11 protein-coding genes are annotated in these 12,824 nt (G+C 44.8%); 8 read left to right on the forward strand and 3 right to left on the reverse strand.

All coding sequences use genetic code 11. The annotated features are described in order from the left end of the window. Positions 1–105 precede the first annotated feature (105 nt). From R7H07_RS23315 to R7H07_RS23345, 7 genes are all read left to right on the forward strand, one after another. On the forward strand, positions 106–1,413 hold the full coding sequence (locus R7H07_RS23315) for an isochorismate synthase MenF (protein WP_065274278.1): 1,308 nt from the start codon (positions 106–108) through the stop codon (positions 1,411–1,413). After that, positions 1,410–3,128 carry a 2-succinyl-5-enolpyruvyl-6-hydroxy-3-cyclohexene-1-carboxylic-acid synthase gene (gene menD, locus R7H07_RS23320; RefSeq protein ID WP_065274279.1) on the forward strand — a complete coding sequence of 573 codons (1,719 nt, stop codon included), beginning with the start codon at positions 1,410–1,412 and terminating at the stop codon, positions 3,126–3,128. The genes R7H07_RS23315 and menD overlap by 4 nt, the downstream gene beginning before the upstream one ends. Continuing rightward, a complete protein-coding gene (menH, locus tag R7H07_RS23325) occupies positions 3,115–3,942 on the forward strand; it encodes a 2-succinyl-6-hydroxy-2,4-cyclohexadiene-1-carboxylate synthase (RefSeq protein WP_065274280.1) in 828 nt (275 codons plus the stop codon). Before menD ends, menH begins: the two co-directional genes overlap by 14 nt. Then, positions 3,935–4,801, forward strand: a complete 867-nt coding sequence (gene menB / locus R7H07_RS23330) for a 1,4-dihydroxy-2-naphthoyl-CoA synthase (RefSeq protein WP_005382318.1) — start codon at positions 3,935–3,937, stop codon at positions 4,799–4,801. The genes menH and menB overlap by 8 nt, the downstream gene beginning before the upstream one ends. 125 nt (positions 4,802–4,926) lie before the next feature. Next, a complete protein-coding gene (gene menC, locus R7H07_RS23335; protein WP_065274281.1) occupies positions 4,927–5,916 on the forward strand; it encodes an o-succinylbenzoate synthase in 990 nt (329 codons plus the stop codon). Further along, on the forward strand, positions 5,901–7,328 hold the full coding sequence (gene menE / locus R7H07_RS23340; protein WP_065274282.1) for an o-succinylbenzoate--CoA ligase: 1,428 nt from the start codon (positions 5,901–5,903) through the stop codon (positions 7,326–7,328). The genes menC and menE overlap by 16 nt, the downstream gene beginning before the upstream one ends. A gap of 100 nt (positions 7,329–7,428) precedes the next feature. Continuing rightward, positions 7,429–7,617, forward strand: a complete 189-nt coding sequence (locus tag R7H07_RS23345; protein WP_005382314.1) for a hypothetical protein — start codon at positions 7,429–7,431, stop codon at positions 7,615–7,617. On the opposite strand, the gene R7H07_RS23350 is transcribed toward R7H07_RS23345, so the two are convergent. The 3 genes from R7H07_RS23350 to R7H07_RS23360 all read right to left on the reverse strand — a co-directional run bounded on the left by R7H07_RS23350 (position 7,614) and on the right by R7H07_RS23360 (position 11,136). Continuing rightward, positions 7,614–8,543: a YeiH family protein gene (locus R7H07_RS23350; protein WP_114139466.1), complete on the reverse strand. Its 930-nt coding sequence runs from the start codon at positions 8,541–8,543 to the stop codon at positions 7,614–7,616. The two genes, R7H07_RS23345 and R7H07_RS23350, sit on opposite strands and share 4 nt — an antisense overlap. Positions 8,544–8,657: 114 nt before the next feature. Next, the gene (locus R7H07_RS23355; protein WP_033906874.1) at positions 8,658–10,532 is read right to left on the reverse strand and encodes an MFS transporter; all 1,875 of its coding nucleotides are present in this window, start codon (positions 10,530–10,532) and stop codon (positions 8,658–8,660) included. Between the two features lie 13 nt (positions 10,533–10,545). Then, positions 10,546–11,136: a TetR/AcrR family transcriptional regulator gene (locus R7H07_RS23360; protein WP_005382308.1), complete on the reverse strand. Its 591-nt coding sequence runs from the start codon at positions 11,134–11,136 to the stop codon at positions 10,546–10,548. Positions 11,137–11,528: 392 nt separating this feature from the next. Between R7H07_RS23360 and R7H07_RS23365 the strand changes: the two genes are divergently transcribed. Then, positions 11,529–12,401, forward strand: coding sequence for a Tim44 domain-containing protein (locus R7H07_RS23365; protein WP_005384268.1), 873 nt, complete (start codon positions 11,529–11,531; stop codon positions 12,399–12,401). The last annotated feature ends 423 nt before the right edge of the window (positions 12,402–12,824 follow it).

The following is a 12,824-nucleotide window of genomic DNA, read 5'->3' on the forward strand; positions in this document are numbered from 1 at the left end:
TATCACAGGATTTTGCAAAAGATCGCATACGACCTTGATTTGCTTTGGGTCTAAACTTAGAGTAGCCGTCAGTTACCATTTATCCTCACATACAACGAGGTTGATTTGTCACAGTTCCATCAAGCCGTAAAGAGAATTATCGAGCGAGTTCAGCAATCGGAAGGCAATCAAACACGTCTGGTCGAGCCCCTTAGCGAGAAACCTAATTTCTCATTTATTGATTGGCTTGATGCACAACCACTTTTCCCTAAGTTTTATTGGCAGTCCCGCGATACACGTGAAGAGGTCGTTGCACTAGGGCAATTGCACGCTTTTGTTGAGCCAGGTCCTGCTTATACCATTCTAGGTGAAGGGCAAAGAGTCTGGGGCGGGCGCTCTTTTGATGGACAGCATGAGAAGAATCGTCGCTGTATGCCTTCTTTTTTCTTTTTGCCTCAAATTGAGTTAATTCGTTTTGACCAACAGTGGTCTCTCGCAGTTAATATTTCAGAAGACAAAGCGCGAACTCTAGCTGGGTTGAATAAACTGGTTTGTGAGGTCGCGACCTTAGCTCCAATTTCGTCTCACATCCGCTCTATTGTTCATACGCCAAGTCAGCCTCAATGGAATGAGTTAGTTCATAAGGTTCTGACTGGTATAGAGAATGATGATTTTAAGAAAGTGGTTTTAGCGCGTCGTTCTACCGTGCAGCTTGATAACACATTAAGTGCTGCACGGCTACTTAAAGCAAGTTACTTAAATAACCATCATAGCTTCCATTTTATGCTGAGCTTAGACAGTAAGCACAGTTTTATGGGGTCTACGCCAGAACGTTTGTATTCTCGCGTAGGGCATGAGCTACATACCGAAGCGTTAGCAGGTACGATTGGTCGGGGAGACAATGCCACTCAAGATATGGAGTTGGCGAATTGGTTATCCCAAGACCAAAAGAACCTGAACGAAAACCAGTATGTGGTGGACGACATCATTGACCGTCTATCACCACATTCTGAAGTGGTTGAAGTGGAAGCTGAACCGAGTTTGGTCAGACTACGAAAAGTGCAGCACCTTAAGCGAAATATTCACGCTAGTCTAAGAGCGGGGATAAATGGTGTTCAGTTGTTATCGGCGCTTCAGCCAACAGCGGCAGTTGCTGGCTTACCCCGACAAGAGTCCATGCAGTTTATTCTTGATAATGAGCCCTTTGCACGCGGCTGGTACGCGGGGTCAATGGGTTACATAAGCCATGAACGAGCAGAGTTTTGTGTCGCAATCAGAAGCGCGCTTGTGCTCGGTGATCAAGTACAACTGTTTGCGGGCGCAGGGATTGTGCCTGGTTCTGTGGCAGAACATGAGTGGGCAGAACTTGATAAGAAAATGTCGACGTTACTTACGCTGATTTCTGATCATCCGCCATTGGGAGTCGCATCATGAGTCATGACCAAGCGGTGCTCAATCGAGTTTGGTCAGAAACCATATTGATTGAGCTTCAGCGATTTGGCGTTAAGCATGTTTGTATCGCTCCCGGATCTCGTTCTACTCCTTTAACTTTAGAAGCGGCAGAACAGTCCGACTTTTCCATTCATACTCATTTTGATGAGCGTGGACTGGGCTTTATGGCTCTTGGTTTAGCGAAAGCTACTCAGGAGCCAGTGGCAATTATCGTTACCTCTGGTACGGCAGTGGCGAACCTATTACCGTCGGTTGCCGAAGCCAAACTTACTGGTGAAAAACTGGTGCTGCTGACAGCAGATCGTCCAGTAGAACTTGTCGGCTGTGGTGCAAACCAAGCGATAAATCAATTGGGTATTTTTTCACATCATGTTTCGGCCAGTTTGAATTTACCAAGCCCAAATTTAGCAACGTCGCTTAACTGGTTGCTGACCTCTGTTGACGAAGTTATGTTTACTCAGCAATTGCAGGGTAGTGCTGTTCATATTAATTGTGCATTTCCAGAGCCTTTGTATTCCAACGGCGCAAAAGCGGATTATCAAACCTACTTAGATTCGGTCGCCGGATGGCGAAAAGGAAGCGGCACTTATACTCAGCGTTTTAGCCATTTGTCACAGGCGAACATCCCGCCTTTTTCGGACAAAAAAGGCTTGGTTGTGATTGGCAGCTTACCGCTTGAACAAGCGCGTTCGGCGCAGGCGTTTGCACAAAAAATGGGATGGCCGGTACTTGCAGACCCGCAAAGTGGTTTGAGTTCGGATTGGGCGCATTACGATGTATGGCTTCAACTTCCCGAGTTTGCAAACGAGCTTGAATCTTGTGAACTTATTATCCAATTTGGTAGCCGAATCATCTCCAAACGTTTGAACCAATGGATTGATAAACAAGTTTCGCAGAGTCAACAAGATAAAGACGTTCAATACTGGTATATCTCGCCGCGTATGGACCGGAATAACCAAAATCATCTGGCGCAAATGCACTGGGTTGAGCCTCCTAAAACGTGGGTTTCTCGCATTAGTTTTGAGAAGTCAATATTTGCTGGGTGGGCTGATAGGTTAGTGAATGACGTTAAGCGAGTTCATCAACGTATCGAAGAAGCCTTCCTATCTGATTCAGCGTCTGCCATTGACGAAATTGCGTTGGCAGCAGACATCAACGAGCGCACAAAGAACGTAGATGTTTTCTTGGGTAATAGCTTGTTTGTTCGGCTTGTTGATATGTACGGAAAATTGGATGGTGTAGAGGTTTTCACTAATCGAGGCGCGTCAGGGATTGACGGTTTGTTTGCTGCAGCATCAGGCGTGCAACGGGCAAGAGGTAATCCGTTACTAATGTATATCGGTGACACAGCAGCACTTTATGATCTCAATTCTCTGGCGCTATTTTCTCACAATAAACTGCCGGCGGTACTTGTTGTTACTAATAATGACGGCGGTGCGATTTTTGATATGTTGCCAGTACCACCAGAGCGCAGGACGACATATTATCAAATGCCTCATGGTTATCAGTTTGAACACGCGGCAAAGCAGTTTGGTTTGGCGTATTTGCATGTTTCTACACTGGAGCAATTCCAATCATCTGTAAAAGAGCATTTATGTCACCGCCAAGGCACGTTGCTGGTCGAGGTTCAAACCCCACCTAATCAAGCTGCTGAGACACTCAAGGCATTTAATAAGAGTCTGAATGCTTTACTTTGAACGTTTCCCTGTATTAGAAAAACACCAAAGTAGAACGTTGCCCACTTTGGTGTTTTTGCATGGCTTACTCGGTAGCGGTGCCGATTGGCTCGCGTGTTTAAATGCATTACCCGAATATGAACGTGTTACGGTTGACCTTCCTGGTCACGGACGCAACCAATCTATTTTTTGCTGCGATTTAAATGATTGCTGCAAACTTCTTGGTTCCACACTATCTTTATTATTTCCCTCACAACAACCACTTATTTTGATTGGATACTCTATGGGCGGCCGCATTGCGATGCATGGTATTGCCCATCAATGCTTTCCAGAGCTCAATATTGCAGGCGCGATTATTGAAGGGGGAAACTTCGGGCTTCAAACTGAGTCAGAGAAACAGGTGAGATTAGAGAATGATGCTCGCTGGGCAATGCGTTTCAAAACTGAACCACTTGAACGTGTTTTGAACGATTGGTACCAACAAGCGGTGTTTTCTTCACTAAACCATGAGCAAAGACAAACATTCATTGCGAAGCGAAGTGATAATCTTGGCTCAGCGGTGGCGAATATGTTGATGTCGACATCGTTAGCCAAACAGGCATATTTGTTGCCCTCACTGCAAAAGCAGAACATACCAGTGTATTACTTGTGTGGTGAGAAAGACCAAAAATTTAGCCAACTGGCACAACGTAGCGGGTTGGCGTATCGACAAGTTGAAGGCGCTGGTCATAACGTCCATCAAGAGCAGCCCAAACAGTTTGCGATACATACCAAGCAAATAATTCAGTCTCACTTTGGTGAGAGTAACGAGAACAATGGGAATCACCATGGCTAAAACAGTAGGCATTTCTGAAGAAGAACTTTACGCTCCGGTTCAATGGAAAGATTGCGGCGAGAAATACGAGGACATTCATTACCATAAGTCTGAAGATGGTATCGCGAAAATCACCATTGCGCGTCCTCAAGTGCGTAACGCGTTTCGTCCTCAAACGGTAAAAGAGATGATTGATGCGTTGGCAGATGCGCGTTACGACTCTGGTGTTGGCGTGATCATTCTGACAGGTCTAGGTGAAGACGCATTCTGTTCTGGCGGCGACCAGAAGATCCGTGGCGACTACGGCGGCTATAAAGACGACCAAGGTACACACCACCTAAACGTATTGGACTTCCAGCGCGATATTCGTACTTGTCCAAAACCAGTTATCGCATCGGTAGCGGGTTGGGCTGTTGGCGGTGGTCACGTTCTGCACATGATGTGTGACCTAACGATTGCAGCTGACAACGCTCAATTTGGTCAAACAGGCCCTAAAGTGGGTTCATTTGATGGCGGTTGGGGTGCATCTTACATGGCTCGCATCGTAGGCCAAAAGAAAGCTCGCGAAATTTGGTTCCTATGTCGTTTCTACAATGCTCAAGAAGCGGTAGACATGGGCCTAGTAAACACAGTTGTACCACTAGCGGATCTAGAGAAAGAAACCGTTCGTTGGTGTCGTGAAGTACTACAGCACAGCCCAATGGCATTGCGCTGCCTGAAAGCTGCATTAAACGCAGATTGTGATGGTCAAGCGGGTCTGCAAGAGCTAGCGGGTAACGCAACGATGATGTTCTACATGACTGATGAAGGCCAAGAAGGTCGTAATGCCTTTAACGAGAAGCGTCGCCCAGACTTCGATAAATTCCCTCGCAACCCATAATCCGTCTAAATGAGGAGCGTGTTAGCTCCTCTGTTCCTTTTTTCCTGAGCGCCTCGCCCTCTGGGAGGCTGGTGGGATTGCTCGTCAGAACGCTCAAATATACGGCATTACATAGGACTTGAATTATGCGTGAAGCGAAAATTTATCGTTATAGCTTGCCCATGGATAGTGGTGTCATCCTACGTAACAACAAGCTAACCGAACGTGTTGGTTATGTTGTTGCGCTTTCCGAAGATGGTAAAACAGGGCTTGGAGAAGTCGCTCCTCTTCCTGGTTTTAGCTTAGAGAGCGCCGAAGATGCGGGTGTTCAGCTACAAGAACAGGCGGAGCGTTGGGTTGCAGAGTTGGATGTGGATTATGCCAATATGTACCCGTCGGTTGCGTTTGGTTTATCGATGGCACTGCTTGAATTAGCTGGTGGCTTACCACAACAAGGTAAATACCAAACAGCGCCACTATGCACTGGCGACCCAGATGAGCTCATTCCAAAGCTGAACGAAATGGAAGGTGAGAAAGTCGCTAAGGTGAAAGTTGGACTTTATGAGCCAATTCGCGATGGCATGCTTGTGAACCTTTTTCTTGAATCAATCCCTCAATTAACGCTTCGACTCGATGCCAATCGCGCTTGGACACCAGAAAAAGCGCAGCAGTTCGCTAAGTACATTGCCCCGTCTCTGCGTCAACGAATCACGTTTCTAGAAGAGCCGTGCCGCTCTCCTGGCGATAGTCTCTCTTTTGCGATTAATACTGGTATTGCTATCGCTTGGGATGAAACATTGCAAGATGCGGTTCGTCGTGAAGATTTCCGTCTTGAAGATCTAACTGGTGTGAAAACGATCATCATCAAACCCACACTCATTGGTTCGGTGGATTTTTGTATTACACTGATAGAGAAAGCGAAGTCACTGGGGATGAAAGCAGTGATTAGCTCGAGCATTGAATCCAGTCTCGGTTTAACTCAATTAGCGCGCTTTGCCCAATGGCAGCTGCCTGATGAAGTTCCAGGCTTGGATACGATTGGCTTATTCAAAGCTCAGCTAGAGCAGGGCTGGCCTAAGTGTGAACTTCCCGTTCTTCCTCTAAAAGACCAGGAGATTGTGTGGCATTCTGCGTAGACAATATTGCGAAGGCGCCATGGAAATATTGGGCTCAAACGAGCCCTTTTTCTATTGCACTCAAGACATCAACAGAAGTATTAAACTGGCAACAACTCTCGAAGCGTATTGACCAATACACTCACTATTTGAATGACTTGGGTGTAACTCGGGGGGATGTGCTGACTTTGGTTGGCAAGAACCAAGTAGAAACACTGTTGTTTTATCTTGCCTCCAAACAGTTAGGCGCGCTCGCTGCGCTGACCATGGAACAACCACTAGATAAGTTGCAGGGTAAGCTTGCTACACTTTACAGGCCTGATCAAACTCGGTTTATCTGGTTTTCTCAGGAGTGCGCTTCGACCTTTTCTGAACATGATATACAAAAACTCAAGGCAACATTGCTTTCACCGCCTGTAGTATCACAGCAAGAGAGTGATTCGTTGACTGAAGATAGCTATCATCATGACCGGCTCGCTTCAGTAGTATTTACTTCTGGCTCTACAGGGGAGCCTAAAGCTGTGGTTCATACACATCGACAGCATCTTGCGTCTGCAGAGGGCTTGTTGCAGGAGTTCATTTTCACTCAGCAAGATGCTTGGCTATTATCGCTTCCGCTGTATCACGTCTCTGGATTGGCGATTGTCTATCGTTGGCTATATGTCGGAGCAACACTAAAAGTCGGTTCAGGGAAACTTGTTGATGATGTTCAGGGCGTATCACACGCTTCTTTGGTTGCGACTCAGCTCAAACGGTTATTGGATGATGATGCACATTTGTCATTGACACATGTGCTACTGGGCGGCAGCCACGTTGATCACGAGTTGGCACTACGAGCAACAGGGCAAGGCATTGAGACATGGTTAGGTTATGGGATGACGGAGGCGGCCTCTACCGTTACCGCAAAGAGAATTGACAGTACCAGTAATGCTGGGCATGTATTGGAGCACCGTAAGATAAAATTAGTTGACCAACGCATTTTTGTTGGCGGTAAGACATTAGCGGCAGGGTATTTCCATCAAGGACATGTTACCCCATTTCTGGATGAGAAAGGCTGGTTTGACAGCAAGGATCTTGGCGAGTGGCAAGGTGATGAATTAAAGATAATCGGCCGTGCCGACAATCAGTTTATCTCTGGTGGTGAGAATATCCATTGTGAAGAGATTGAAGCCGCTTTGAACCAAATTGATGGTGTAGTGCAGAGTATAGTGGTTCCAGTCGAAGACGCGGAGTTTGGTCATAGACCAGTAGCTGTGATTCAGACCAATGGATTGCGCAGCAAGTCGGAGTATGACCAGCACTTGCAATCAAAGTTAGAGAAGTTTAAATGGCCAGTGGGATACCATGTAATGCCAGAAACTCTACTAGAAGGTGGGATCAAAATTTCACGTAAGGCCGTGAAAGAGTGGCTGTTGTCATCACTTCAGCATTAGTCAATTTTGCTATGTATTAGTCATAAAGAGAATTTCGTATCCTTATAACTCTGAATCATAATTATGCTTCTTCGTGGAGAGAAAATGCATAAGGTTCAGGATGGCAAAGCTAGTTTTAATTGCGGCAGTAGCACTACAAATTGGTATCGCGATAAGTAGTGAAGGGCTAGCCCGCTCTCTTGCAGAGCTAACGGCATTTTTGATCGCTATTGCGTTGGTCGTTATATACAAAAATAGCAAACGGGAAATGCCGTCCCCTCAACGCGATAAGCAGACCACCAATATCTAAAACAGTAACCAACTTAGAGAAGTGGTCGAAATTAACACCCACAGAGTCACACCAAACAACAGTGGCTTAGCTCCAGCAGACTTTAGTTTTGAAATTGAAATGCTACAACCTATCAAGAACAGACATACAACCAACGCTTGCTTTGCTCCAATGAAAATGCCGTGATAGACCATTTCAAATTGAGGAAATAAGTCGCTAAACGCGATAGCTGCACAGTACCAAAAAATGAAATAAGGGATAGCTAGTTTTTTCTTTCCATTCTCTTTTTGGCCTCTTGAAAAGATGACGGCACTGATCAAAGCAACAGGAATGATCCATAAAGCGCGCGCGAGTTTCAATGTTGTTGCCGTCGTTAGTGCTTCTTCCCCATAGGCCGAGGCAGCCCCGACAACAGAAGATGTGTCATGAATGGAAATCGCAGCCCATGTGCCAAACGTGTGTTGATCTAGCCCTAAAGCATGTCCAATCACAGGAAACACAAAGAGTGCAATGGAGTTCAGGACAAATACCGTTGCCAGTGCTAATCCAATCTGCTCGTCTTTCGCTTTAATGGCCGGTGCCACAGCAGCAATTGCGCTACCACCACAAATTGCAGTACCTGATGAGATTAAGTAAGCGGTTACTCGCTCCAATTTAATTACCCTGGCAATGAGAGTGCCCATGATCAGTGTGCCTGTAATAGTGGCGATGATCAGGCCGATACCATCCGATGTGACTGCAAGTGCTTGCTCAAAGTTGATGCCAAAGCCTAAGCCAATAATCGAGTAAGACAGCAGCTTTTTAGTAAAAGAAGCGATGGGCAGCTCGGAAGGCACAAAACCAAAACTTGCGAGTAGAAAACCGATAACTAGAGCAATGGGAGAGGAGGCAAGAGGGGTTAGACAAAAAAGTAACGCCAATCCAAACAGGAGGTAGTTTCTATTCAAGGTTTTTATTCGCTGTTGTGAATGAAAGGGAGAGTATATCGCACTGGGTGTGGTCAGTTTGTCTTAATGATTTGAACACATGTTCAGTTATCCTAAACATGTGTTCAAGTGTATTTATCGCCAGTCGCCTCTAAGTTGATGCACTTTATCGAACATTGTTTTTGCCGTTGCTTCATTTGGTGGCACCGGTTGTCCTGCCTCAATTTCTAGCTTTGACCAAAATCGAGTCGGTAAGCCACAGCATGCGCGACCTTTTGCGCGGCTGAAATAGCTTCCCCATAAGCCTTTAAGTGCAACAGGTATGACGGGTACTGGGCTACGACGTAGAATGATATCAATACCGCGCATGAATTCATTCATTTCACCATCTGAAGTTAATCTTCCTTCAGGGAAAATACAGACGATATGACCTTCGCTTAGCGCAGCTTCCACATCGTTAAATGCACGTCTGATAGAGCTTCTGTTACTCGCTGAAATTGGAATTACCCCAGTTCGACGTAAAAAGCGCCTTAATGGAGGTAGGTTGGCGTAATCTTCCTCCATCACAAAACGAATCAACCTTGGGCATACGGCACTAAGTAGCAATGCATCCATGTAGCTTACATGATTACATACAATCAATGCCCCACCATGCTCGGGTAGGTTGTGTAGATTCTTATGCTTAACTCGATAGATGGTGTGCGTAAGCATCCACATGACAAAGCGAACTACAAAAATAGGAATTTGCAAAAAGATGTAAGCGGCGACTAAGAAATTTAAAACGGCTAACAATGCAAACAGCTGAGGAATTGTCATCTTGATTACACTTAGGCACACAATACCTAAGACAGCGCTGCCGACCATAAACAGAGAGTTAAAAATGTTGAGCCCTGCGATGACTTGAGCACGTTCGGTTTCCTTTGCTCGATGCTGCATTAATGCGTAAAGAGGCACGATAAACAAACCGCCCGAAGCGCCAATCATCAATAGGTAGAAAAATAATGGCCAAAAAGGCTCATATCTAAAGAAGTCTACAAAGTTATGGAAAGTAGGTAGATCATTGGGAATGGAAGTGGCCATTAGGTACCCAAATACCGTAATGCCAAAGGCACCAATTGGCACAATACCGACTTCGATACGATGGTTTGAGATCCAATTGCAAAGTAGCGACCCTAGCGCGATACCAATGGAAAATAGAGCGAGCAAGAAAGACACCGCACTCTCGGTGCCATTTAGGTAAATCTTAGTGAAATTCGGAAATTGTGTTAGATATGCGGCGCCTAAAAACCAAAACCAGCTTATTGCCATTATGCATTGAAAAACAACTCGATCGGATTTGGCGATAGAGAGCGTGTGTTTGGTTTGCTTGTATGGTTGCCAACGAAAAGAGAGATTGGGCGCGCTGGCTGCAGCAAAGGGGATTGAGCGGCTCGACAAGTAGCCTAACAATGCGAAGATCACGACACAAAATGCGGCAAGGTATTTTGCGTTGTCTGCAGAGGCTATAATCCCAGCGCCTAAGGTGCCAATAAGGATGGCGATAAAGGTACCTGCTTCAACAAGAGCGTTGCCGGGCACTAACTCTTTAGCATTTAACTTTTGAGGCAAAAGGGCATATTTAACTGGGCCAAAAAATGCTGACTGTGTGCCCATTAAAAACAGTAGCAATAAAAGCACACCATAACTTTCGGTTATGAATCCGATGGCACCCAAGAGCATGATGGCTATTTCAAATAGTTTAACCTTACGAATAAACCATGACTTTTCATATTTGTCGGCTAATACGCCAGCGGAAGCAGAGAACAGAAAGAACGGTAGAATGAACAAGCCTGCCGCAAGGTTGATGAACAAATTGCTCGAAATAGGTAGTGCACTGGAGCCAGCGAATGCGACAAATAACAGCAAAACGTTTTTAAAAATATTGTCGTTGAAAGCGCCAAAAAACTGAGTAATGAAATAGGGCAGGAACTTTCTCTGCGTAAGTAAGGACGGCTGTCTGTCGGATGACATGGATAATCCTTTGTTACCAGTTCGTGAGGTAGTTGGAAAGAAGATTACTGATCAATTCTTTGCCATCAATTGGTTCACTAGAGAAAAACTTATCATCAACACTGAGTAAAGTAATGCCATGTACGCCAGACCAAAGGACTCGACTCGCTTGAATCACTTCGGATTCAGTACGATGTGGTGCGATTTGAGCCAATAGTGACTCTAGCATTCCCGTCATACCATCGATACGTTTGGCATGCCATTCCGGAAGTTCTGCTCCATTCATGTTGTGTTCGAACACTAACTGCCAACGGTATGGGTGTTTTTGAGCAAAATCGTGGTAGCAATAAGCGAGTTCAAAAAGCGCTTGATGGGAGTCTTTGCTGTCATTAGTTGCTTTGCGTGCTTCTTGAGATAACTCATCTAAAGTTTGAGCGACAACATGAAGCAACAACAAATTATAATTACCAAAAACATTTACCAATGTGCTTGGCACGTAACCAATCATGTTAGCGATTTTACGAAGACTGAGTTCGTGGTAAGAATTCTCATCTAAAAAGTTTTTGACCGTTGTTAACGTCAAATTCACTAACTCTTCTCGGGTGTGATCGTTTCTGCGTGCCATATTCTCAAACTACTTTATTGAACATCGTTCAATATGATAGTCAGCTACCTATTAACCGTCAACAAGGCAATGTGTCCAAGTGCCCTCAAGGTGTAGGATTCTGAGCTGTGTCACTGATTCTAATTCAAGTAAAACAATCTGGAGTATTAGTGAACTTATTCCATACTTTTTTTACATTGATCAAGCGCCTTCAGCTGAATTGTAAGCAGTGTGAGCAGTCTGCATTTTTGGCAATATTCTGATACATGTCAGCTTCTATAAGCTATTTTCATCAATCGGTATACAGAGTATGATGACTTAAAAATCATCTTTGGCGTGCTACTGTTTGAAACAACGATTGTTTCGTCTTGAAAATGGGGCACTATCTTAGATAGCTAACTTTAAGGATAACGATGAAACGTTTATTTTCTATTGTTGCTTTGTTGATGTTTACTGTTGCTGTAACGCCTATCGCGGAAGCGAAGAAGTTTGGTGGCAGTAAGTCTTTCGGTAAGAGCTACAAAACCGCACCAGCACCGAAACAACAGCAACAAAACACCAATACGGTCGGTAAAGATCAGACGACAAAGTCTTCAAGTAAGAAAGGCCTTATGGGTGGTCTGCTAGGCGGACTTCTTGCTGGTGGTCTACTTGCTGCATTCTTTGGCGGTGCTTTTGAAGGTATCCAGTTTATGGATATCCTAATTATTGGTTTGATTGCCTTTGTCATCTTTAAACTAATGCGCGGTATGCTAGGTGCGAAGCAGGGCAGTATGAACCAGCATCGTCAACAGCCTGCATTTGGTGGCAACGCGTCTAAGTTTGAGCAACCAAACATGCAAAACTTTGAGCAACAACCAAACACAAATAATGGTGGCTTTGGTGGTTTTGGCGCTCAAACAGACGTACCACATAACTACCCACCGGGTTTTGACCAAGCAGCGTTCATTAATGGTTCTCGTGAACACTATCGAATCCTGCAAGGTGCGTGGAATCACAACCAGTTAGAAACTATTGAAGAATATGTTTCTCCAAGCTTGTTTGAAGACCTAAAAGCAGAGCGCGCGAAGCTCGACGGTGAGCAGCATACTGACGTAATGTACGTTGATGCGGAGATCGTCCGTGCTGATTACGATGCAAATAAAGCACAGCTTAGTCTGCAGTTTAGCGGTCGTTACCGTGACACAGTAGAAGGTGTTGAAGAAGAAATCGAAGATATCTGGCACCTAGAGCGTGACTTGACTGCGCCTAATGCGCCATGGTTAATCGTTGGCATTCAAGGCTAGTCACCTTTAAACCAATTTAGTCACTAGTAAAAATCCCGCATCCCCTGCGGGATTTTTTGTATCTATCATTTATATTTCTTGTACGTGTTTTTATACAAACATCACTAATTGAGTCCGCTTGATAACTTTTGCTCTAATTTTGCGAGCCCACTTTTTCTAGTAAGTCCTAAAGTGTTTTCCTATTTATATTGAACATTCATATTAAGGCCATACGAACTAACAAAATCAAAATAGCTAGTACATTGTTTGTAGGGTAAAGATCTGCTCCTCAGCCTTTTGTTTGTGGAGTTTCACATGGGGTTGGTTGCTTTAGTGAGATTGAGTATAGGTTATACCAATCGTAGTAAATAACTGGTCATTCTAGCTTGTTAAAATACTCGATAACTGCGTTGCAATTTTTGATTGTAGAATAACTACTTATCG

Source organism: Vibrio sp. Vb1127 (assembly GCF_033338735.1).
GTDB classification, from domain to species: domain Bacteria; phylum Pseudomonadota; class Gammaproteobacteria; order Enterobacterales; family Vibrionaceae; genus Vibrio; species Vibrio alginolyticus.

Excerpts from the sequence above, each read along its gene's own strand:
- menB (WP_005382318.1), top strand. The coding sequence starts at position 3,935 with ATGGCTAAAACAGTAGGCATTTCTGAAGAAGAACTTTACGCTCCGGTT.
- R7H07_RS23365 (WP_005384268.1), top strand. The coding sequence starts at position 11,529 with ATGAAACGTTTATTTTCTATTGTTGCTTTGTTGATGTTTACTGTTGCT.
- menD (WP_065274279.1), top strand. The coding sequence starts at position 1,410 with ATGAGTCATGACCAAGCGGTGCTCAATCGAGTTTGGTCAGAAACCATA.
- menC (WP_065274281.1), top strand. The coding sequence starts at position 4,927 with ATGCGTGAAGCGAAAATTTATCGTTATAGCTTGCCCATGGATAGTGGT.
- R7H07_RS23345 (WP_005382314.1), top strand. The coding sequence starts at position 7,429 with ATGGCAAAGCTAGTTTTAATTGCGGCAGTAGCACTACAAATTGGTATC.
- R7H07_RS23360 (WP_005382308.1), bottom strand. The coding sequence starts at position 11,136 with ATGGCACGCAGAAACGATCACACCCGAGAAGAGTTAGTGAATTTGACG.
- R7H07_RS23355 (WP_033906874.1), bottom strand. The coding sequence starts at position 10,532 with ATGTCATCCGACAGACAGCCGTCCTTACTTACGCAGAGAAAGTTCCTG.
- menH (WP_065274280.1), top strand. The coding sequence starts at position 3,115 with ATGCTTTACTTTGAACGTTTCCCTGTATTAGAAAAACACCAAAGTAGA.